General features: G+C 37.5%; 20 protein-coding genes. 8 read left to right on the forward strand and 12 right to left on the reverse strand.

The genetic code is table 11. The annotated features are described in order from the left end of the window. Positions 1–67: 67 nt before the first annotated feature. The gene (locus BAZ10_RS08775) at positions 68–853 is read right to left on the reverse strand and encodes a helix-turn-helix domain-containing protein (protein WP_078771719.1); all 786 of its coding nucleotides are present in this window, start codon (positions 851–853) and stop codon (positions 68–70) included. Between the two features lie 74 nt (positions 854–927). On the opposite strand from BAZ10_RS08775, the gene BAZ10_RS08780 reads away from it, so the two are divergent. Beyond that, on the forward strand, positions 928–2,130 hold the full coding sequence (locus tag BAZ10_RS08780) for a CynX/NimT family MFS transporter (protein ID WP_078771720.1): 1,203 nt from the start codon (positions 928–930) through the stop codon (positions 2,128–2,130). 25 nt (positions 2,131–2,155) lie between these two features. Here the strand turns inward: BAZ10_RS08780 and BAZ10_RS08785 are convergent, their stop codons facing one another. From BAZ10_RS08785 to BAZ10_RS08815, 7 genes are all read right to left on the reverse strand, one after another. Then, the gene (locus BAZ10_RS08785) at positions 2,156–3,265 is read right to left on the reverse strand and encodes a serine hydrolase domain-containing protein (RefSeq protein ID WP_078771721.1); all 1,110 of its coding nucleotides are present in this window, start codon (positions 3,263–3,265) and stop codon (positions 2,156–2,158) included. 178 nt (positions 3,266–3,443) lie between these two features. Then, the gene (locus tag BAZ10_RS08790) at positions 3,444–4,139 is read right to left on the reverse strand and encodes an alpha/beta hydrolase (RefSeq protein ID WP_078403761.1); all 696 of its coding nucleotides are present in this window, start codon (positions 4,137–4,139) and stop codon (positions 3,444–3,446) included. A gap of 61 nt (positions 4,140–4,200) precedes the next feature. Further along, entirely contained in the window at positions 4,201–4,785 is a 585-nt protein-coding gene (locus tag BAZ10_RS08795; protein WP_078771722.1) for a Crp/Fnr family transcriptional regulator, read from the reverse strand. A 32-nt stretch (positions 4,786–4,817) separates the two neighbouring features. Then, entirely contained in the window at positions 4,818–5,900 is a 1,083-nt protein-coding gene (locus BAZ10_RS08800) for a serine hydrolase domain-containing protein (protein ID WP_078771723.1), read from the reverse strand. Between the two features lie 123 nt (positions 5,901–6,023). Then, positions 6,024–6,203 (reverse strand): hypothetical protein, encoded by a 180-nt coding sequence (locus BAZ10_RS19265; protein ID WP_245803784.1) that lies wholly within the window; start codon positions 6,201–6,203, stop codon positions 6,024–6,026. A 2-nt stretch (positions 6,204–6,205) separates the two neighbouring features. Beyond that, a complete protein-coding gene (locus BAZ10_RS08810) occupies positions 6,206–6,583 on the reverse strand; it encodes a nuclear transport factor 2 family protein (RefSeq protein ID WP_078771724.1) in 378 nt (125 codons plus the stop codon). Positions 6,584–6,603: 20 nt separating this feature from the next. Beyond that, complete coding sequence (locus BAZ10_RS08815; protein WP_078771725.1) at positions 6,604–7,377, reverse strand: MBL fold metallo-hydrolase; 774 nt, start codon at positions 7,375–7,377, stop codon at positions 6,604–6,606. Between the two features lie 197 nt (positions 7,378–7,574). Here BAZ10_RS08815 and BAZ10_RS08820 point away from each other — a divergent pair, with 197 nt between their 5' ends. Next, positions 7,575–8,840 carry a chloride channel protein gene (locus tag BAZ10_RS08820; protein ID WP_078771726.1) on the forward strand — a complete coding sequence of 422 codons (1,266 nt, stop codon included), beginning with the start codon at positions 7,575–7,577 and terminating at the stop codon, positions 8,838–8,840. A gap of 36 nt (positions 8,841–8,876) precedes the next feature. Here BAZ10_RS08820 and BAZ10_RS08825 read toward each other — a convergent pair whose 3' ends face one another. Further along, entirely contained in the window at positions 8,877–10,367 is a 1,491-nt protein-coding gene (locus BAZ10_RS08825) for an aminotransferase-like domain-containing protein (protein ID WP_078771727.1), read from the reverse strand. A 61-nt stretch (positions 10,368–10,428) separates the two neighbouring features. Between BAZ10_RS08825 and BAZ10_RS08830 the strand changes: the two genes are divergently transcribed. From BAZ10_RS08830 to BAZ10_RS08855, 6 genes are all read left to right on the forward strand, one after another. After that, a complete protein-coding gene (locus tag BAZ10_RS08830) occupies positions 10,429–11,058 on the forward strand; it encodes a hypothetical protein (protein ID WP_078771728.1) in 630 nt (209 codons plus the stop codon). Further along, entirely contained in the window at positions 11,033–12,148 is a 1,116-nt protein-coding gene (locus BAZ10_RS08835; protein ID WP_078771729.1) for an aminotransferase class I/II-fold pyridoxal phosphate-dependent enzyme, read from the forward strand. Before BAZ10_RS08830 ends, BAZ10_RS08835 begins: the two co-directional genes overlap by 26 nt. Positions 12,149–13,075: 927 nt before the next feature. Further along, entirely contained in the window at positions 13,076–13,696 is a 621-nt protein-coding gene (bioD, locus tag BAZ10_RS08840; RefSeq protein ID WP_078771730.1) for a dethiobiotin synthase, read from the forward strand. Positions 13,697–13,759: 63 nt separating this feature from the next. Beyond that, positions 13,760–14,755, forward strand: a complete 996-nt coding sequence (gene bioB / locus BAZ10_RS08845) for a biotin synthase BioB (RefSeq protein ID WP_078771731.1) — start codon at positions 13,760–13,762, stop codon at positions 14,753–14,755. Then, entirely contained in the window at positions 14,740–16,008 is a 1,269-nt protein-coding gene (gene bioA / locus BAZ10_RS08850; RefSeq protein ID WP_078771732.1) for an adenosylmethionine--8-amino-7-oxononanoate transaminase, read from the forward strand. The genes bioB and bioA overlap by 16 nt, the downstream gene beginning before the upstream one ends. A 219-nt stretch (positions 16,009–16,227) precedes the next feature. Beyond that, on the forward strand, positions 16,228–17,115 hold the full coding sequence (locus tag BAZ10_RS08855) for an alkaline phosphatase (RefSeq protein WP_078771733.1): 888 nt from the start codon (positions 16,228–16,230) through the stop codon (positions 17,113–17,115). 250 nt (positions 17,116–17,365) lie between these two features. Here the strand turns inward: BAZ10_RS08855 and BAZ10_RS08860 are convergent, their stop codons facing one another. The 3 genes from BAZ10_RS08860 to BAZ10_RS08870 form a co-directional block, all read right to left on the reverse strand. Further along, positions 17,366–19,012 carry an alpha/beta fold hydrolase gene (locus tag BAZ10_RS08860; protein ID WP_078771734.1) on the reverse strand — a complete coding sequence of 549 codons (1,647 nt, stop codon included), beginning with the start codon at positions 19,010–19,012 and terminating at the stop codon, positions 17,366–17,368. Positions 19,013–19,184: 172 nt separating this feature from the next. Next, the gene (locus tag BAZ10_RS08865; RefSeq protein ID WP_078771735.1) at positions 19,185–20,636 is read right to left on the reverse strand and encodes a TolC family protein; all 1,452 of its coding nucleotides are present in this window, start codon (positions 20,634–20,636) and stop codon (positions 19,185–19,187) included. Beyond that, on the reverse strand, positions 20,617–23,739 hold the full coding sequence (locus BAZ10_RS08870; protein WP_078771736.1) for an efflux RND transporter permease subunit: 3,123 nt from the start codon (positions 23,737–23,739) through the stop codon (positions 20,617–20,619). The genes BAZ10_RS08865 and BAZ10_RS08870 overlap by 20 nt, the downstream gene beginning before the upstream one ends. Between the last annotated feature and the right edge of the window lie 16 nt (positions 23,740–23,755).

The raw sequence follows: 23,755 nt of genomic DNA on the forward strand, positions 1-23,755 counted from the left end.
TGATCAGGTTTATAACAGGACAGACAAAATGAAAGTAATGTTATATATTTAAAAAGCATTATAAAATCTAAATCAATTTTTTCAGAAACTCACTGGGGCGGTATTGCATAACAGAAAAGAAGCTATTGGTATATGCCTGCAGACTTTTATAACCCGTTTTAAAAGCTATTTCGGAAATCGTCCATTCCTGGTCGCTTAATAATTCCAGACTTTTAATAATACGAAGCATTTGCTGGTATTTACTTAGCGTCAATCCGGTTTCTTTTTTAAATACTCTTTCCAGTGTACGCAGGGATAATGCTGCAATTTCACTTAGATCTTCCATGCTCAGATCTTCGGTGTAATGTTCATGGAGATAATCGATAGCTTTGCACAGTCTTTTGTCTTCCGGTGGGCTGATATGCAGTTGCAGAGAGCGTGCAACAAACTGAGGAAGTTCATTGCTTAGGGCTTTTAAGAATATAGTTTCATTAGGATCTTCTTGTATTTTTTTAGACCACTTTTCAGAATATTTAATCATTTCTTTTAGCACCGGCGGAACTAGGAACACACTGACTTTTTTATAAAACGAATCATCTTTATCGATTTCGAAAAACATAATCATCAGTCTGATCTTTTCGGAGTGCGAATTGGTTTTATGGATATGCCCTGATGGTATCCAGGCAGCATGATTTTGAGGTAAAAGATAAATTTTTCCTTCAACAGTCAGATACTGGAAGCCGCTTTCCACATATACCAACTGGCCTTTGCGATGCGAGTGCAATTCGTCATCATGTATCCAATTGTCTTCAAACCAAACAAAATAGGGCTTTTCTATATCATCTATATTGATAGGATCTTGACTGCAGCTCATGTCGTTTTATATTAATATTATGGCAAATTTAAATAAAATTACGTAATTACTTTTGTACTCTAATCTTTATGACGATGAAGTACGAAACAAGAAAAGAAGCTTCAGTTTTTTTATTGCTGATTAATATTTTAGTTGTAATACTGGTATCCAGTAATCTCAGATCTCCCATAACAGCTGTTGGTCCAGTTTTGGATCAGATAGGCAGTACATTACATCTGGATCATTTTCAGAGTAGTCTACTGACTTCCATACCGCTGTTTATGTTTGCCAGCTGTTCGGTTCTGGTTAGCCGTTTCTCTCACCGGTTCAGCATCAACAGATTTTTACTATATGCACTTATAATCCTTAGTTTTGGTTTATTTCTGCGTGTGTTTGGATCAGTATGGACATTATTTGCAGGATCAGTTTTTATAGGTCTTGGTATTGCCATTGGTAATGTAATTACTCCGGGATATATCAAAAACAATTTTCCGAAGCAGATTGGTCTTATGACAGGGATTTTTGCTGTGGCCATGAATCTTACAGCAGCTTTGGCATCTGGTTATAGTATCAGTATCGGACAATGGACAGGCTACGGCTGGCAGGGATCTTTAGGAATATGGTTAATAATAGCATTGCTTGCTTTGCTGGTTGTAATATTGGAACTTCTCTTTAATAAAAATACGGCAAAGCAGCAGAAAACAGATGTTGCCAAGTCAGATTTCAATATGTTTAAATCTGCACAGGCTTGGAATATCAGTATATTTATGGGCTTACAGTCATTGGTATATTATTGCCTGGTTTCCTGGCTTCCGGCTGTCTTAGGAGATTATGGTATGACGGGGAATGCACCGGGATGGGTACTTTTCACTATTCAGATTGCCATGCTTCCTATTACCTTTATCGGACCTATTATTGCGAACAAAATGAAAGATCAGAAAATAATGATTGCTTTCGTTTGTATTCCTATGATGGCGGGTGTTCTGATGTTTGCATGGCTAAAATCGGACTGGGTATATTTCACAGCAATATTGTTAGGATTATCAAACGGATTATCGTTTAGCTTATCCATATTGTTCTTTTCCCTGCGTACAAAATCCAGTGCTAATGCTATTAAAATATCTGGAATGGCGCAATCCGTTGGTTATCTTATTGCAGCTTTCGGGCCTCCGATTTTTGGAAAATTGCATGACTGGAATTCAGGCTGGCAGAGTTCTTTTTATTTTCTGGCTGTAGCAGTTATTCTGATGTTCTTCTTTGGATTCAGAGCGGCAGGCAGAAGATATGTAGAGGATTAAAACGTTGAATATATAATAATCGTATTTACCTGTCGAATTTTTCTATTTCTAATCTTGGAGATAAGCCCTTTATATACCACGATGCAATAGCCCGTGAGAATTGAGGATATAACTCTCCATCATTAGATAAGGTGATTATGGTTATTTTTTCCTTTGGGAATCTCAAAACATCTCCTAAACCAGGACCACCACTGTGTCCACCGTAAAATATATTTCCGTTATTTTCCAAAGCCCAGCCTACTTTGGAAAATTCGGCGGTTTTATCTCCTATTTTATCGCTGTTGTAGATTAGCTTATTTGCAGCTGTAATAGAAAATATTGTGCTTTTGTCCAGGCCAATTGCCCAGTTACTCATATCATTGATGGATGCATAATAACCACCGCCCGGATAAGTATATTGTGGATAAAGGAATTTGTAGTTAACAAGTTTTCCTTTATCGTTGTAATAGGTTGTAGCTCTTTCCTTGATGATGTCGGTGCGCATGTATCGACCATCCACCTTGAATTCCATGTCAAAAGCTCCATCCGTCATGCCCAGAGGTAAGATAACTTCATCACGCAAAGCTACAGTAAAAGGTTTGCCATATATTTTTTCCAAAATATAGGATAGTACCATGAAATCGGACTGTCCGTACTGCTCTTTTGTTCCGGGTTCAAATGTCAGAGGCTTATTTTTAAGCTGCTTTACAATCTCTTCTGTGGGAAGATAGCTATTGCTGTCATAGAATTCAGGAATGCCGCTGGAATGACTGATGAGGTTTTTAATCTTTATTTTTTTCCAATCTTCCGGAACTGAATCCAGATAGTTATCTAAAGATTGTTCCAAATCTATCTTCTTGTTATAGATAGTTTTAAGGAGAAGGGTAGAAGTGAGTAGTTTTGTGCAGGACGCAATCTGAAAGTTAGTATGGGGCGTAACTTTATTATTCCATTCTATATTTGCTGTCCCATATACAGCTTTCTTTACTATTTTTCCGTCCTTTATTATGGCTACAGCCATTCCCGGAATACTTAAATCTTTCATTTTTTTCTGAACGAAAGAATCTGTCTTGTTATTTGCCTTGTCAAAATTTTCCTGTGCAGGTATTTGTTGATACAAGGCCAGTGCTAAAAAGAAAATTAGAATTGATTTCATTTTGTATTGATTGATGAAAATTTTATGACTAACTATTTAGTTATGTAAAGTTAGCTAAAGATTTTATATATACAACTATTTATTTAGTGATATTGAAATTAATTCCGATAAGCTACCGATAGAAAAATAAAAACCTCCCTGAAAAAGGAGGTTCTGGATTATAAATAAATTAAAAATTTTAATACATAACGCTTACAGCTTCTTTAATAAGATCTGTAACTTCTTTTGGATGTGTTGCCAATGAAGCATGGCTGGCATCCAGGTGCAAGATTCTTCTCGGATCCATACGTTCTGCCATCTCTTTTTGTGTTGCTGGCGGAATCATATGATCCTGATCGGAAACCTGATACCAGTTGGGTTTGGTTTTCCATGCCGGCTCACCAGCTTCTGTTCCGAAAATACTTCCATGAATTGGTTTTTGTGATAAAGACATTACCACTGAATCATCAGGATTCAGATCCTGCGCAAAACTCTCATGGAATTTGTCATATTTAATCCATAAGAAGCCTTTAGAATCCGGGTAAATATTAGCAGCACCTGAAGGCTGTTCTCTTCTTTCAAAAATTCCTCCCATACTTTCTCCTTTATCCGGTGCAAAAGCAGCAATGTATACAAGTCCTACTACCTTGTCGTGATGTCCTGCGCCAGAGATAACGGCACCTCCATAAGAATGTCCAACCAGAATGACTCTGCCTTCCTGCATGTCGATCAGGTCTTTTGTTTTTTGGATATCGTCTTCTAACGATGTTAATGGAAGCTGAACGCTTCTAACGATGTAGTCTTCATTATGAAGATTTTCAATAACATGTCTCCAGTGTGAGCCATCGCCCCACGCCCCGTGAACTAAAATAATTGTCAGATTGTTTGTTTCCATACTGTTATGTTTTGGTATAACAAATATACAACCGGAGGTTTCTAAAAATGCTTCACTTAGGTTAACGTTTTACAGTCCTGTTTCTTATCCTGCTCAGAGACTGAGGTTTTATTCCTAAATAACTTGCAATATGTTTCTGAGGAACTAACTGAAAGATCTGAGGGTTTTCTGACAAAAGGTTATAATACCTTCTTTCGGGAACATAATATAAAAGTTCTTCTATCCTCTTCTGGGCACTTAGAAAGATTACTTCTGTCATTTTCCTTCCGAATTCCTGCCAGTAAGCTTCTTTCTGATAGAGTTTTTGTAAATCGTCTTTATGCAATAACATAATCTCGGAATCCTTAAGTGCTTTAATGTTCATCTTGGATTTTACATTCTGAAGAATACTTTCATAGTCTGTGAAAAAATGATGATTAAAATGGAAATTAAAATTGATGTCTTCTCCGTTTTCGTTGATATAGAAAGTTCGCATAAGCCCATTTTTCAAAAAACCAAGATATTCACATTGCTCGCCCTCCTTTAGAAAAAACTCCGATTTTTTCAAAGTTATTTTTTTAAGGTAACTGCAAAACTCTTCGTAATGTTCCTGATCTACTAAAAATAATGGTCCATATGTCTCATAATTATCAAGTATATCCTTCATGTTTGTGTTTTATGTTATTTGCTTTTGTTTATTTATTGTCCGTAATAAGCGGAGATCAATCTTTCTCTCATTTTATTTAGATATTTAATATCCTTGGTGTTTGATAAAATAATTAATGAAATATTCTTATCAATTAAATGTACCCAGTTAGCACTATGTCCATAGCCTTCCCCTTGTCGTTCGGCAAACATTGTATTTACAGCACCAAACTTTTTAGGATAAACCCATAAGCCTAAGGCGACATCACCTAATTCTTTATTGGATGTAAGCATAATATCCAAGGTCGATTTCTTAATTATAGTATGATTAAAAACTGCCTGATCAAATATCAGTAAATCTTTTGGTGTAGAATACATAGCTCCGGCAGAATATAAATTGTCGATATAGGTATTGGTAGGAGTATGCAAAGTAAAAGAATCTGAATCATCAGCAACGTAGCCATCGTCTATATTTTGCATAATGTCATTATGATGCAGAAATCCTGTATTGTACATTTTCAGAGGTCCTAATATTTCTTCTTTCAGAACCTGTTCAAAAGGTTTATTGTATATTTTTTCAATAATCTTGCCTAGTAAGATATAATCGCCATTATTATAGCTAAACTTCGTACCCGGCTGATCTACTAATTTTTCAGAAAGAAATGTATTAATAAAATCATCCAGATCCCAGATTGTATTATCATAAGCCTGATGAATGAGTTCTGGAGAGCTGATGTCTTTATTTTCACGTCCGCTGCTGTAAGTGAGTAAATTTCTTATTGTTGCTTTCTTAGCTGCTTCACCTTTATATTCAGGGTAATAGGTTTCTATAGGGGCATCCAGATTTATTTTTCCTTTTTCATAAAGCTGCATAATCAATACCGCAGTAAATGTTTTGGTAAGTGAGAAAATATGAAACTTTGTTTTGTCCGAAAATTTGATGTTATAATGTCTGTCTGCCAGCCCGGTATAAGTTAATAGCTCGGTTTTGCCATTTTTAGCTAAAAGTATAGCACCGTTGAAGTTGTCCTTCTTTATACTTGTGTCTATTACTTTATTCACATTTTGAATTTGTGGATAAATAATATTCATTACAAATATTAATAAGCCTGATATTGCGTTTTTAGTATTGCTCATGGCAGCGCTGGGTTTTATTCAGAAATAATAAGATAATAATTGTCCAGATCCCTCAGAATAAACTGATTTGATATTACTGACTCTAAAAAATAAAAAAACTCCGTTGTTGTTTTTTTTCAATGTTCAGCATTGTGGGGTGATAATTCTCACCCATTTATGAAGACACTGGATTACAGTATCACCATCTTTCAGTATTTCGAAAGTTTCTCCACTATGGGCACTGCTGTAGTTCAGCAGCTTTTTTTTGAACTCTGAACTTTTGGATACATTTCTTACTGCAATTATAGTTTCTGTTCTTACCATATTTAGCTTATATCTGTTAACTCAATAATTCTGTCATCCAAAAATTTGAAAATTGATTTGCCTGTTAGTTTGAGAGTATTTCCTTTTTTTAATCCATTAGGCATGTCTGCTGAAAGAACTGCAAAATAATCTATTTCTATCTCGGTCTGATCTTCGGAATGTTTTACCGATGTGATATTCTGCTGTCTTTCGGTAAAGTACATTTTAGCCAATTCAGCCTGTCGTCTGAATTCTTTTTTTCCTTGTAAAAGCAGGTTAGTTTCTCCGTCCTGAATATTTTTAAAAATGATATTGTCGTGGAGATTGGCTACCATCCCGGGAATGTCGAACTGGTTATAAGCATTAATATAACTTCTGATAATATGTTCTTTTCTGCTCATGTTATTGGTGTTTATATGGGTTAGTGTACTTTTTCAGGGTTGTAACGTCTGAACTCTTCTATATCATGATAACCAAATACTTCAATTTCAGGATATTCATCGGTTAGCTTTCGTATTTTATTGATGTTTTCTATGCGCAAATCATTGTCTTCGGCACTTATTCTTGCCAATTCATTTACAGGATGGCTGCTGTCATATAATTCTGCTTTCAGATAGTAAGCATCTGCAACATAAAATATCCATTGGTTATTTGCCTTTATGGCAATACCACAATGCCCTTCGGTATGACCAAACAGGGGAATAAGATAGATTTCAGCTTCAGTATCTGTTTCAATTTTTCTGGCTTCAAAACCATACCACTCATCTGTTGTTTTAGCATAGGTTTTAATGGTAGGCAGATGTGCCATAGGCAGTTTTATGTATCTGGGATTTCCGGAATTAAAACTGTCAAATTCCTCAGCTCCTACATGTACAGTTGCCTGAGGAAAATCGGCAACACCGCCAATATGATCATTGTCCATGTGAGATATAATACAGTCAGTTACCTGCTGCGGGGCAAAACCAAGATTTTTAATTTGTAGTATCGCTGTCAGATCTTCGCTGAAGCGGTAGCCGACCATATCAATAAGCTGTTGACCTATTCTTTCAACAGGTTGTTGTGTGTCCAGAAGTCCAATGCCCGTATCTATAAGGATAAGCTTATTATCTTCTTGAATCAGTAAGCAATGTCCACATACATTATCATTAAATGGAGAAACAATTCTTACACAGTTTAGATGGTGTATTTGGGTCATTTATTTGTAAATTATTAAATTTAGCCAGCTGTGTCTTACTATACTTGCAATTTACTGAAAATTCATAATTTTTCATACAGCTATTTTTCTGAATAACAAAGCTTTTGATTTATTATAGGTATTATTTCTGTGTATTTTGAAAAAAAAGATGATTATTGTAACTTTACAGAGCATTTTTCAATGCCTAAATCTTTTATATGAAAAGAAAAAAGGTCATTATCCGACATTACTTCAGACTTATATTGTTATCATTGCTGGTGGGGTTAATATGTGCATTGATGGCTTTCTCTTTAAAGCATATTACCGAATATCTGGAGGAAAAGTTTTTCTCTTTGGCAAAAGAACATAATTCTTTATTATTTGTTGTACTGCCTACTGTTGGGATTACGGCAATTTATTTCCTTAGAAAATTTTTTTTTCAGAACAGAAAGAATAAAGGAATCACAGAAATATATAAAACTCTGGATCAACGAAAAGATCATTTACCTTTTTTCAAAATACCGTCTCACTATCTGAACGGTTTTCTTACTGTAATTTTTGGAGGTTCTACAGGTGTTGAAGTTTCCACTGTGGTTGCTACAGCTACTGTTGGTAATATGGCTTATGAACAAGGCTTTTCTGCGAAAATGTATAAACGTGAACTGATCTGCGCCGGAGTAACAGCCGGAGTCGCCATTTTGTTCGGAAGCCCGCTTGCAGGTTGGTTATTTGCTATGGAAGTTATAGCCCGCAAGATCAATAAATCTCTGGCGATAAGCTGTACAGCCTCTGCTCTTATTGCAGGACTATTTATCTTTTTATTCGATAGCAAACCTTTACTGGATATTAATATTAGTGGCTGGAAATGGTCGGCAGTACCGTTTTTTATAATACTAAGTTTGCTGGGCGGGATTTTGTCAGTTTATTTTACCATTCTGGTGATCCGTATCAAAGATTTTTTCTCAAAAATAGATAACAATTTTCTTCGTGTAAATCTGGGTGCTCTTATGGTAGGGAGTATGATTTTCTTTTTGCCGGTATTAAACGGTGACAGTTATCATGGCCTTAAAGGAATTCTAAACCAGGCTCTAAATCATAAAGAAGTATCCATGCTTTTACTTTTAGCATTGGTTTTCCTGAAACCTGTGGCATCTTCTTTAACTCTTGGTGCTGGTGGCGACGGTGGTGTATTTGCCCCGAGTATTGTTTCGGGTGCATTGTTGGGATTACTGTTTGCTTTGGCGTGTAATACTTATTTCCATACAGATCTTATTCTCATTAATTTTGTATTGGTTGGTGCTGCAGCAACTTTATCAGCTTCCATTTATGCTCCGTTAACAGCACTTTTTCTGGTTTGCAGTTTAGTGCCCAATGGCTATTTGTTATTCTTTCCTTTGCTGTTGGGAAGCTTTATTTCGAAATTTTTTGCACAGCGTTTATTACCGTATAATGTTTACACTTATGGGTTTAAGCCTACAAAATGATTATAACCTGAACGGATTGTAATTATTTAGGATAGATTATTTTTTCAGCGATTCATTTGCGTTGCGAAGGATTTGTAATGATTTGTTCATTTCATCCTCTTCTAAGTGGCCATAACCCAATCTGAGGGCGGTGAAGTCTTTGTTCTGGTACAATAGTGTACGGGGAATAAAAAGATCGTTTTGCTGACAGTGGGCACTTAGCTGAAAAAGATTAATCGGTGACCGCCATTCCATCCATACCGCAAGTCCGCCGGAAGGAATACTGAATTTTATATGATCCCCCAGATGTTCCTGAAGCAAACCCGCGAACAGATCTCTGCGTTCTTTATATATCTTGGCTGATTTTTTCAGGTGACGGTTAATTTCACCTTCTGCAATCATTTCTCCCAATGCCTGTTCCATAATAATGTCGCCTTGTCTGTCTATAATGCCCAGGTATTTACGCATTTCTGTCATCAGATTTTCAGGTGCTACAATAAAACCTGTTCGAAATCCTGGAGCCAGGGATTTACCAAATGAGCCTACATAGATTACCATGCCATCGGTATCCGAGCTGGCCATCGGCAATATTGCAGTATTGTCATAATGGAATTCAAAATCATAATCATCTTCTACAATAGCGAAACCATATTGCGAAGCCAAAGACAGTAATTCAAGCCGACGTTGGGCACTAAGAGGTACTGTAGTAGGGTAGTGATGGTGCGGTGTTAGATAGAGCATCCTGATTTTGGTGGTTTTGCACAGTTCCTCTATAAGATCCGTGCGAATACCTTCCTCATCTACCGGGATTGTTTTAATAACAGCGCCGGATTTTTGAAAGATCATATTTACAGCAAAATAACTGGGATCTCCTACAACTACCATATCGTCTTCAGACAGAAGGATTTCGGAGATAATATAAATACTCATTTCCGTACTTCTGGTAATCAGAAGGTTGTTTTTACTGATGTGCAGTCCCCGGCTCAGGTTAAGATACTGAGCAAGATGTTCTTTAAAGTATTCGCTGCCTTCGGTATTATAATAACCTATCTTTTTGTAACTGCTTTTACGCTTCAGGTTGGCACTATAAAAGCTGGAATAGTTTCCGATCTGAGATAATCGTGTATCTGGTACACCGTCGTTAAAGATATACGTGCAGGACGAATGTTCAAAAGGATTGTCCAGAAGATTACTTTGGCGGAAACTGAAACCTGTCTGTTGTGGATAAGTTGCAAGGTCTTGCCTTTTCGGAGTCTTTATATTAATGTTTTTGGTAGTTCCGCTTTCAATTACAAATGTTCCCTTATTTGGAATTGTTTCTACCCATCCCTGAGCATCCAGTTCTTCATATGCAGCAATAACAGTTTTTCGGTGTACTTCCAGAATAATGCTCATATTTCTGGTTCCCAGTAATTTCATTCCTTTCATCAGATATCCCCGCTGTATAGCATTGATCATCTGATGAACGATCTGTAGATATACAGGTCGTGACGATTTCTTGTCTATATAGATTATTTTCTTGTATAAAAACTGATCCGGACTACTCATTATTTTAAATCTGGTACCATTTAAGGTCCGGCAAGATAATAATTTTGCTTCAAATATTTATATGCAAAAAATAATAGAAGCGATTATCCTGGATAATGAGATACATGCGAAATGGCTGAATACACTTTCGTTTATGGAAAATGCTGGTGCCCGGAAAATATCTGCCTGTGAAGATCCGGTAACGGTAGATCTTATCCAGCTAAAGCATGCTGCAGAAGAACATCGTCATGCTTATTATCTGAAAAAGCAAATACTGAAACTGATACCGGATTACTGTATTAATTATAAAGCAGATGAAATGCTGGCACATGGATATACCCGACAATATCTCCACAGATTGGATATGCAGGCCAGCCGTTTTCTGAAAGATACTTTTCAGTTAGACGGAAAAGCACTTCGATATGCCTCTTACCTGTTTGTAACCTATGCTATAGAAGTAAGAGCGGATGAACTTTATCCTGTTTACCAAGAAGCATTGGATAAAACGAAGTCCAGAGTAATGGTAAAGTCTATTATTCTGGAAGAGGAAGGCCATCTTGAAGAAATGATCCAACAGTTGGAACGTTTCCACGAGAATTGGGAAAATTATGCCGGAGAAGTTCTGAAGATAGAAAATCAATTGTTTCAGGATTGGATTGACGCTGTAGGAAGAGAAGTTTTATCTTATGAATCAGCCGGAGCACTGGCATAAGGTATTGGCGGACAGACGGGAAAATGGAAATTACCGTAGTCTGAAAATACAGGAAGAAGGAATTGACTTTTTGTCCAATGACTATTTGGGAATTGCAGGTAATAAAGCTTTTCAACAGTATTTACTCGAATTGTTAAATATAAATCCGGAACTGCTTTCCGGAGCTACGGGATCACGATTGATTAGTGGTAACAGTCTTGTTTATGAACAGGCAGAGGAATTTATTACCAAAGTCCATAAGGTAGAAAGTGCCTTATTGTTTCCGTCAGGATACAAAGCCAATCTCGCATTGTTTTCCTGTATCGCAGGAAGGCATCATACAATATTGGTTGATGAACTGGTGCATCGTTCTGTGCATGACGGTTGTGCTTTGTCTTATGCTCAGAAAAAGAAATTCAGACATAATGATCTGAATCATTTAGAGTATTTATTATCCCGTACAACAGGGCCAGTATTTATTGCTGTGGAAAGTCTGTATTCTATGGATGGAGACTTTGCTCCGTTACAAGAAATTATTACACTGGCAGAGCGATATGCTGCATGGGTAATTGTGGATGAAGCTCATGCGGTGGGAGTATTCGGAAAAGGATTGGTACACCGGTATAATTTACAGAATCGTGTTCTTGCTACAGTGATAACGTATGGAAAAGCTTTCGGGATGCAGGGTGCAGTGATAACGGGAAGTAATGTGTTAAAAGAATATCTTATCAATTTTGCTTCACCATTTATTTATTCCACTGCCATGCAGGGATATCAGGTACAAGGAATTATTAAAGCTTATCATTTTCTTGAGACTTATCCACATTTAGAAAATGAATTACAAAACAATATAGAGTACTTCCGGAAGTACCAGATTCATGCTCTGTCTCAAAGTACGAGCCCTGTACAAATTGTACAGTTTCCCACTGTGGAAAAGCTTTGTAAAGCTGTACAAGAGCTAAAACAACAAAAAATAAATACTTATCCCATCTTTTCTCCCACGGTAAAAGCTGGAAGCGAACGTTTGCGGATTACACTGCATCAGTTCAATTCACCTTCGGAAATAGATGAACTAGCCAGTATAATTAAAGATAATTTGAAACATGACTGAAAATGATATTCAGACTGGTTTAACCACAAAAGAGATAAAATACTGTTTTAAACCACATAGAGTTAGTATTGATAATAAGATTTTCACAGAAAATAAATTTTGCACATCAGCTATGTATTCTATATCAGTATCGAAGATACCTTGATATAACGATATACAACTTTGTGCCTATGTGGTTAGAAAAAACAGTGAGAGGCAAATAGTAGAATGAATATTAAATAAAACCACATAGAAACATGGGATTAGTCATGATAATAAGATTTTCATAGAAAATAAATTTTGCACATCAGCTATGTATTCTATATCAGTATCGAAGATACCTTGATATAACGATACACAACTTTGTGCCTATGTGGTTAGAAAAAACAGTGAGAGGCAAATAGTAGAATGAATATTTAATAAAACCACATAGAAACATAGGATTAGTCATGATAATAAGATTTTCATAGAAAATAAATTTTGCACATCAGCTATGTACTCTATATCAGTATCGAAGATACCTTAATATAACGATACACAACTATGTGTCTATGTGGTTAGAAAAAACAGTGAGAAGCAAATAGTAGAATTAATATTCAATAAAACCACATAGAAACATAGGATTAGTCATGATAATAAGATTTTCATAGAAAATAAATTTTGCACATCAGCTATGTATTCTATATCAGTATCGAAGATACCTTGATATAACGATATGCAACTTTGTGTCTATGTGGTTAGAAAAAACAGTGAGAAGGAAATAGTAGAATGAATATTCAATAAAACCACATAGAAACATAGGATTAGTCATGATAATAAGATTTTCATAGAAAATAAATTTTGCACATCAGCTATGTACTCTATATCAGTATCGAAGATACCTTGGTATAACGATATGCAACTTTGTGCCTATGTGGTTGTAAAAAATAACAACAAGAAAATAACAGAATGAATACTAAATACTTTATTACAGGAATAGGTACGGGTGTCGGCAAAACAATAGCCTCTGCTGTATTGAGGCAATACTTTAAGGCAGATTACTGGAAGCCTGTGCAATCCGGAGATCTGGATCAATCTGACAGTATGCTTGTGAAGCAATTGACCAATGATGAATGGAGAATACATCCCGAACGCTTTTGTTTGCAATATCCGGCATCTCCGCATCAGTCTGCTGCTATGGAAGGAATAGAGATTAAGGTGGATGACTTCCGATTACCTGAAACCGATAATATGCTGTTAACAGAGGGTGCTGGTGGATTATTTGTTCCGTTAAATCATGAGGAGTTTATGATAGATCTTATCGAACATTTTAATATACCTGCTATTCTTGTCGTCAAAGATTATCTGGGTTGTATCAACCATACACTTCTTTCTCTGGAAGCACTTGGCTATAGAAATATAGAAGTTGCTTTTGTTGTTTTCAACGGAGACTTTGTTCCGGAAACCAGAGAAGTGTTGTTGAAACATATTCCGGAAAATTCAAAAGTAATAGAGTTACCAGAGATTAAAGATCTTACCAGAGAAGTGATTCAGGAAGTAGCTGACAGTGTTCAGCGGAATTTAAAGTAAAAGAAACAAATGCCAGTAAATACAGGTGTTGAAAAATAAAAGTAAAAGTAAAAATCAAACAATATGACCAAAGAAAAGACATTGCGCCATGACTGGACGAAAGAAGAGTTGCTCGACATTTATAACAAGCCATTGATGGAGCTCGTATATGAGGCAGCGACAGTACATCGCGAATGGCATAAGGCAGATGAGGTACAAATCTCGACTTTATTGTCTGTAAAAACAGGAGGTTGTACAGAAGACTGTTCTTACTGTGGGCAGGCAGCACGCTATCATACCGATATCAAAGTGGAGGCGCTTTTGCCTACAGCAACTGTAATGGCTCATGCGCAAAAAGCTAAAGAAAGAGGAGCTTCCCGTTTCTGTATGGCAGCAGCATGGCGTGAGGTAAGAGATAACAGAGATTTCGACCGTATTATAGATATGGTAAAAGGTGTAAATGAGATGGGATTAGAAGTATGTTGTACCTTAGGAATGTTAACCGAACCACAGGCTAAAAGATTGCAGGAAGCGGGTTTATATGCTTATAATCACAATCTGGATACCTCAGAAGAATATTATGACGAGATTATCTCTACCCGGAAATTCGATAACCGTATCAATACGATAAACAATGTGCGAAAAGCGGGAATTACGGTTTGCTCAGGTGGTATTATAGGTTTGGGGGAAACTCATGCAGACCGTGTAGCAATGCTGAGAACTCTGGCTAATATGGAGATACATCCCGAATCGGTTCCGGTAAATGCTTTAGCAAGAGTGAAGGGAACACCATTGGAAAATAATCCAAAAGTTGACATCTGGGATATGGTAAGAATGATAGCCACAGCCCGTATTGCAATGCCAGCTTCTATGGTGCGTCTTAGTGCTGGCCGTATAGAAATGACAGAAGCTGAGCAGGCATGGTGCTTTATGGCAGGAGCAAATTCTATTTTTACCGGCGAGCGGGAGACATTGTTAGTAACTCCAAATCCGGGAGTGTCGGAAGATATGCAAATGCTACAGAAATTAGGATTGAAACCTATGGTTAAAGAAAGAGAAGTAGCATGCAGCAAGAGTTAATAGTACGTGATAGCAAAGTGAACTGGCATCCTTATACCCAGATGAAAACAGCCAGTCATATTCCTATTGTGAGAGGAGAAGGATCTTATATTTATGATGCAGACGGAAAAAGATATATAGATGCTGTATCGTCATGGTGGGTAACGCTGCATGGACATGCGCATCCTTATATAGCGGCCAAAGTATCACAGCAATTGGAAACTCTGGAGCAGGTAATCTTTGCAGGTTTTACACATCCTAATGCTATTGAATTGTCTGAACGGCTTTTGTCTTTGTTACCCGGTAATCAGGAAAAAGCATTTTATACCGACAATGGTTCCACGGCTATAGAAGTAGCACTGAAAATGTGCCTTCAGTTTCATTATAACCGTGGTGTAAAAAAGAATAAAATATTTGCTTTTAGAAATGGTTATCATGGTGATACTTTCGGAGCAATGTCAGTAAGTGGAAGCGGAATATGGACAAATCCATTTGGGGAGCAACTCTTCGAAGTATTGTTTATAGATGTTCCGACGAAAGAGAATTTGAAAGAAATAAAAGCCTATATAGATTTGTATGCGGACGAAGCAGCTTGTTTTGTTTATGAGCCTTTGGTACAGGGAGCAGGCGGTATGCTAATGCATGAAGCCGAAGCTCTTTCGGAGCTGATGCAGTTTTGTAGATCCAGGGATATTTTACTTATTCAGGACGAGATATTTGTAGGATTTGGACGTACTGGAAAGCTGTTTGCTGTAGATCATCTGTCGGAAGTTCCTGATATTATGTGCTTCTCAAAAGGTCTCACGGGCGGAACGCTCCCTTTGGGGATAACTACCTGCACACAGGAAATCTATAATGCTTTTTATTCGGATGATAAAACAAAAGCATTGTTTCACGGACATTCTTTTACGGCAAGTCCGCTGGCTTGTGCAGCAGCATTAGCGAGTCTGGATTTATTGTTGTTGAAAGACACAGAGGAAAAGATACAGCGTATTGTGCAGCAGCATAAAGAGTTTGCTAAAATATTGGCGGAGCATCCTAATGTAAAAGAAGTACGTCAGACAGGGACAATATTTGCCATGGAATGGAAAATAGATGAGGAGACTTCCTATTTCAGTGATATGCACGAAATATTATATCCTTATTTCTTACAGCGTGGTATACTAATGCGCCCGCTGGGAAATATCATTTATCTGGTACCCCCTTACTGTACCACTAAAGAAGACTTAGAAGAAATTTATCAGGCTATTTTAGAAGCTCTGGATATATTATAAATTGGCTATTGCTTTGGCAAGATTCAATATTTTGGCAGGATTTTTTATAAGATAAAAACCTTATAGGTTTCACAAACCTATAAGGTTTAATTGTAAATATAATATTTAAATAAAGAATGTTTTGAATTTTCAGATTATGTTAAGTCTTAGTAATACAGAATAGCGACCTAACTCTCATACTTTGTGTATCTTTGGTGAATAACCATTAAAACAAATATCATGAGAAAATCTGTTCTGGTGCTGGTGAGTCTTTTCATCACATTAGTAGTGTATGCACAACAAAAGGTAAAACATGTAGTCCTTATCGGATGCGATGGTTTTGGGGCTTATGCCTTACCAGAAGCTGATATGCCAAATCTGAAGAACCTGATGAAAGAAGGTTCATGGTCGTTGAAAGCACGTTCCGTACTGCCTTCGTCCAGTGCTGTTAATTGGGCATCTATGATTATGGGAGCAGGACCTACGTTGCATGGTTACACCGAATGGAATAGTGCTGTTCCGGAGATCTCTTCTTCGGATCTTACAAAAGAAGGAATGTTTCCTTCCATTTTCAGTATATTAAAAGAACAGAAACCTTCTTTGACAACAGCATTGGTATACAGTTGGCAGGGGATAGATCCTCTGGTGCAGAAAGGAACAACAGATATAAGAATTCCCGCAAAAGACAATGACGATTTCTGTACAGAGTCTGCTGTAGAAGTTATCAAAACGAAAAAGCCAGTGCTTACGTTTGTTCATCTTGATCAGCCGGACGGTGTTGGTCATAATATAGGACATCGTACACCGGCTTATTATGAAGAATTAAAAAAGGTAGATGCCCGTATCGGAAAAATTGTACAGGCTGTAAAGGATGCAGGTATAGCCAACGAAACTGTTATTATTGTAACGGCTGACCATGGTGGTAAAGATAAAGGACATGGCGGAAAATCTCTGGATGAGGTTCTGATTCCGTGGGTGGTTTATGGTAAAGGAGTAAAGAAAGGTCAGGAACTGAAGAATACAATTATTACTTACGATACTGGTGCTACTATAGCATGGCTGCTGGGATTGAAAATGCCGGATAGTTGGAGAGGTATTCCGGTAAAGCAGGCTTTCTCTATAAAATAATTCCTGCATAAATATCTTATTTAGAGTGCACTGAAACAAAACATCCGCTTCGGAGAGCGGATGTGGTTTCCTCATCTGGAAAAAATTCTGGATACTTCAGCATTGGAAAAAATAGGAAAATTTCTTGATGTTATCCCTGAGACAGAAACCAATACCTATTATGATGAATTCTGGAAATAATATTTTCAGAATTTATCATTTTCCGGAGGAATCAATATATAAACATTTGCTTCTACTATAGGCTATGATATTAGGATTTATTTTTTAAAAAATTTAGCATCAATTCATTCAGCTTATCAGGCTGTTCAAACGGAATATAATGTGTAGCATTGGGGATAATAGCCAGCTCCGAATTACGGATAAGTTTGTGGATAAGTCTGGTATGTTCATCTTTAATTACATCATCACTTCCTGCAACTACCAAAACAGGGTTGGTAATAACACTCAACTGATTGGACGTGATATCTGGGTGATTCAGCATAAGTTTTACCAGTCGCTGATTAGTCTTGGGATCATTAGCGGTTATTTGTTTTTTGAATAGTTCAATTAATGTTTCTTTTACACCTGCGGGATTCATATTGGCACCAATAGTAACAATACGGTTAACCATTTCCGGATGTTCATAGTTAAAAATTAAAGCTGTATTACCTCCGTCGCTCCAGCCAATAATATCAACCTGTTCCAGATTAAGACTTTTGGTAACCTGATATAAATCTGAAGCAAATTTTTCGTAGCTATAGGCGTCTTGTGTAAGGTCTGTACTTCTTCCCTGACCTCTTGTATCTATAACGATTACACGATAATGCTTGGCAAAAAAAGGAATTTGTTTAGAAAAATCAGAAATACTCCCGTTATTTCCATGCAAAAAGATCAAAGGTTGCCCTTTTCCATATTCTTCATAATATATTTTGGCATCCTTCAGATCTATATATTTTCCTTCTTTATTTTTGCCATATACTGTTTTCTGGGCGGTTTTTTTATGTTCATAATAACTGATAAGAGCTTTAGTGTCTGCATCATTATTATTGTCTGCTTCCTGTTCTTCGGTAATATCCTTTTCTCCTTTAGCTTTATCATAACGAATATCGAGATTGGTAATAAAGCTTCCTTCACTTGCTTCCCAGTTTCCCTGGCTTTGGTATCTGAAAAGCAGATTTTTTGAAAGAGATTTTTTAGCAGAAATACCAAATACAAAACCAATATCTGGTAGTGCTTTATGATCTACTAATTGCAGAGTGACTGCTATTTTATCAAGATTGTTAAAGTTTAATTTATATTGCGATAGGTCAATTTTTTGCCATCCGGTAGTTGAGGTTTTGTAGATAATGTTTTCTTGTAAAAGAGGTCGGTCTGGTTCATTGTTTTTTACACTGTAGATGTTAAGCTTCATCGTTATCTGTTCGAATTTTGAACTTGGGATAATATAGAAATTGTAAGCAGCCAGCCTGGTTTTTTGGTAAACCGTGAAAATATTGCCCTGTTCTATAGTGGGAACATTCTGATCGAACATTTTAGAAAAAGTAAGGAAGGGGCGGGACTTTTGACCTATTGTTTTTTCCTTCAACTTCTTGGAGCCAACTACAACAGCTTCAATGTTAGTAACTTTGTAATCCATCACAATATTACTGGTGGTTTTTAATTCGTTTGCAGGAATACTTTTGTCCGCATATCCGGCTGCCGTAAAGATGATTTCCTTATTCTTGGCTTCATCAGGGATTTCAAGTTTGTAATTCCCACTCCCGTCAGTAATAGTTCCGGTTTTGGAATCTTTTATTCCTATTGCGCAATATGGGATTGTTTTGTTATCCTGATTTTTCACAGTTCCTGTAATAGCGGACTGGGCATGAGCACTGATACTCAATAAAGATAGTAGTGTTATACATCCAAATTTGTACATGTTTCTATGGTATTTTAGATATATGACACCGTATAGTGAAAAAAGTTTCACCAGATTTTAAACTTTAACTATTATTAACAGCTAATCTGGGATTAGTAAAACGCTTTCCCAGCTTGATGAAATTCAACACATAAAAAAAAGCAGCCTGAAATTTCTCAGGCTGCTTTCTTATTTAATCGTCCAGATTTCCGCCAAGTGCTTTGAATAAAAGAACATTGTTTCGGGTATTCTGATGCTGAAATTCCAGTAAATCTAATTCAGCCTGCAGCTTGTTTTTCTGAGAGTTGATAAGCTCCATATAATTTGCATAACCGGTAACATACAAATCGTTAGATACCTCTATACCTCTTTCCAAAAATCCAACTTCTTCAGATTTTAGTTTTAAAACCTTTTCATAAATTTTGGTTTGTTTTAAAATTGACTGAAGTTCATTATATGCTGTAGTAATACTCTTCTGATAATTTAGAAAGGCTATTTCCTGCTCTTTATCTGCAACATTGAATTCATGTTTTAACTGACCTTTGTTGAATATAGGAACAACTAACCCACCTAAAAGCTGTGCTGCTAACGAACTAGGCTTGAATAATGTTTCTGCAGAGAATGAATTGAAACCAATACCTGCACCAATATCTATACGGGGATAGAATGCTGCTTTTGCTGCTTTTGCATCGGCATGTGTAGCTTCCAGTACATAATAATTTGAAGCAACATCCGGTCGGGAATGGATAATGTTTTTTACATCTATAGATTTATTTAGGATATCCATATTGCTTGTTATAAGTACTTTGCTGCGTTTTACTTCACCACCGTAAGATCCGGTAAGCGTCATAACTGCCTGTTCTACCGCTACAATTTCTGCTTTAATATGTTCAACTTCAGCCAGCCAGTTATTGTTTTGTGCCCTGAACTGTTGTACAGCCAGCTCGGTTGCTTTTCCTACTGCACGCTGAGCGGTAATAATTTCGAAAGCCCTTTGTTGTAGCTGGTAGTTTTGTTTATAAATTGCCAGTTTATGGTCCAGTGCTACCAACTGATAATATAAATTGGCTATATCTGTAAAAAGCTCTACCTGTAGCAAGCGCAGTCCTTCTGTAGAAGCCAGATATCTTTTCTGGGCCGCTATCTTTTTATTTTTTAGCTTTCCCCAGGCATCTATTTCCCAGCTGCTTCTTGCTCCTAACCAATAATTGGGGGTGAAATCACGATTGATCTTCTGTTCATCTGTGATATTAGGAGAAAGGTTGGTGTCGTAGTTACCAACACCTTCCATGGTATATTTACCATAATGATCTCCGGACACAGATGTGCCGATATCAAGAGAAGGCAGTAGGTCCATTTTCGATCTTCTAAGGAAACTGTTCGCAATTTCTACACGCTGTTGAGCAATCTGAAAATCGGGATTCGCCTTGACTGCCTGATCATACAGCTGAATTAAAGCCTGATCGTTGAAATAGGTATTTATATTCACCGGTTTAAATTCCGCCTGCTGGTCTTTTGCTGCCGGCAGAATATTTACGGGTAATGCCGGTGCTTTTTTAATATCGGATACCTGCGGAGTAGTACATGAATGTAGCCCCAGTACTACAAGAGGGATGTATATAATTCTATGAAACCTTTTGTTCATCTTTCTTCTTGTTTTCTAGTTTGGCAAAAAATATGTAAAGTCCGGGGATAATAACCAGTCCGAAAATAGTACCGATAAGCATACCACCTGCTGCCGCGATACCAATGGAACGGTTTCCTGTGGCACCGGCACCAGTTGCAATACATAGCGGTATAAGTCCTGCTACAAAGGCAAAAGATGTCATCAGGATCGGACGAAGACGCTGGCGGGCCCCTTCGATAGCTGCAGGAATAATGTCATAACCTTCTTTGTTCCGGGCTATAGCAAATTCAACAATCAAAATGGCATTTTTGGCAAGCAAGCCGATCAACATGACAAGGGCTACCTGTGCATAGATATTGTTATCCAGACCGACCAGTACCAAGGCAATGTAAGATCCGAAAATACCTGTTGGTAAACTTAGTAGTACCGGCATTGGCAACAGGAAACTTTCATACTGTGCTGCAAGAAGAAGGTAAACGAATAACAGACATACCCCGAAGATATATACGGTCTGATTACCAGATAAAATTTCTTCTCTGGTCATACCGGACCATTCGATATCAAAACCTCTCGGAAGCGTTTCCACAGCTACACGTTCTACTGCTGCAATAGCATCTCCGGAGCTGTAGCCTTCAGCTGGTTCTCCATTGATCATTGCCGACATATACATGTTGTAACGGGTAAGAACTTCCGGGCCGTATACACGTTCTATGGTAATAAATGTGGAAAAAGGAACCATTTCTCCAACGTCATTTTTCAGATACAGATTCAGAATGCTTTCCGGTGTATCACGATGTTCCGGACTTGCCTGAACCATTACCTTATACATCTGACTAAAACGGATGAAGTTAGTTGCGTAATAGGATCCAAGCATAGTCTGCAGGGTAGACATTGCATTGTCCACAGATACTCCTTTTTTAGCAGCCATATCATAGTCAATATGGATCATATACTGCGGGAAGGTAGCATCGAAACTGGTAAAGCTATTCTGAATCTCAGGAGCTTCATTTAGTTTTTTGATAAATTCTTTGGTGACCTTGTCTGTATTGACAATATCTCCACCTGAGCGGTCTAGTAAACGCAATTCGAAACCACTGGTGTTACCAAATCCCGGAACTGTTGGTGGTGCAAAAATTTCGATCTGGGCATCGGATATACCTTTGGTTTTCTTTGATAATTCAGCAATAAACTCATTAACAGAGATATTCCGGTCTTTCCAGTCCTTCAGGTTAATCATCGCCATACCATAAGATGCACCTGCAATTTCCGTAACAATGCTGTACCCGGCAAGAGTGGTTACATTTTCTACACCTTCAATCTTTTTAGCTATCTCGGTAACTTCATCCAGAACTTTTTCGGTTCTTTCTACAGTTGCACCTTGTGGAGTTGTAACGCTGACATAAGCCATTCCCTGGTCTTCCATTGGGATAAAACCACCCGGTAAGAATTTGGATGTCGTCCAAGTAAGGCCAATGAATAGGAATAATAATCCGAAAGTTACTGTTGTTCGGGTAGCGAATTTTGAAAGGATATTAGTATAGCCTTTTGTCAGTTTATCGAAACCATTGTTAAAACGTTGGAAGAGTTTATCCACAATATTCTTCTTCTTATTGTGGTCGTGTGGTTTCAGGATAATAGCACAAAGGGCTGGTGTTAGTGTTAATGCATTTACCCCTGAGATTACAATACTGATAGCCAAAGTCAATGAGAATTGTCTGTAGAATACACCTACAGGGCCATCCAGAAATGCAACAGGAATAAATACTGCGGACATCACTATAGTAATTGCCACTACGGCACCTGCAATTTCTTTTGTCGCTGTAATGGTGGCATCCAGAGGACTAAGGCCTTCTTCCATTTTAACATGGACGGCTTCAACAACTACTATGGCGTTATCCACTACAATACCAATCGCCAGAACCAGCGCGAATAATGTTAGTAGGTTAATGGAGAAATCCAATGTCTGCATAAAGGCAAATGTCCCGACTAAAGCAACTGGTACAGCAAGGACCGGTATTAATGTAGATCGCCAGTCCTGTAAGAAGATAAATACTACAATTCCTACAAGGATGAAGGCTTCAATCAGAGTATGCAATACAGAGTCTATGGATGCATCCAAAAATCGGGAGACATCGTAGGCCATGTTGTATTCCATACCCGGTGGGAAAGATGTCTCTTTCAGATCCGTCATTTTTGCTTTTACATTTTTGATAACTTCCGAAGCATTGGAGCCCGGACGCTGTTTCATCATAATTGATGCAGACGGTCTTCCATCAGTTTTGGATACCATTCCGTAGTTCATGGCACCAAATTCTACTTTGGCAATATCTTTTAGTTTCAGAATTGTACCGTTGGCATCCGAGCGGATAGGTACTTCTTCATATTGTTTTGGATCGTAGAATTTTCCGGTATATTTTATAACGTATTGTAGCTGGCTGGAAGTCTTTCCGGATGTTTCACCTACTTTTCCGGGCGCTGCCGCAATATTTTGTTTTTGCAAAGAAGTAATAACCTCGTCTGCTGAAATATGATATGCGGCCATCTTCTGAGGGTCCAGCCATACCCGCATGGAGTATTCTTTCTGTCCCATAATTTCTGCACGGCCTACACCATCAATACGTTTCAGTTCCTGCAGAATATTAATGTCCGTGAAGTTGTAAATAAATTGTTCATCCTGACTTTCGTCCTTACTCGTAATGTTAAGGTACATCAGCATACTGTTTACTTCCTTTTCGGTTGTAACACCGGCACGGATAACTTCTTCCGGTAATTCGTCGAGAACAGTGGTTACCCTGTTCTGTACGTTAACAGCTGCTACATCGGGATCTATTCCGACTTCAAAGAAAACCTGAATAAGGGTTAGTCCGTCATTGGAAGTTACAGTGGACATATAGGTCATTCCCGGTACACCATTTATGGCCCGTTCCAGTGGAAGGGCTACTGCATTAGCAGATACTTCGGCGTTAGCACCTGTATATCTTGCTGTAACAGTTACAGACGGAGGTACAATATCGGGAAACTGGGTGATGGGTAACTTTAACAAAGCCATCACTCCCAATAGAACAATAATTATAGAGATTACTAGCGAAAGAACCTTTCGCCTGATAAACATTTCTACCATTGCTAGTTGATTTTAC

The sequence above is a fragment of the Elizabethkingia occulta genome, from assembly GCF_002023715.1.
Classification (GTDB): domain Bacteria; phylum Bacteroidota; class Bacteroidia; order Flavobacteriales; family Weeksellaceae; genus Elizabethkingia; species Elizabethkingia occulta.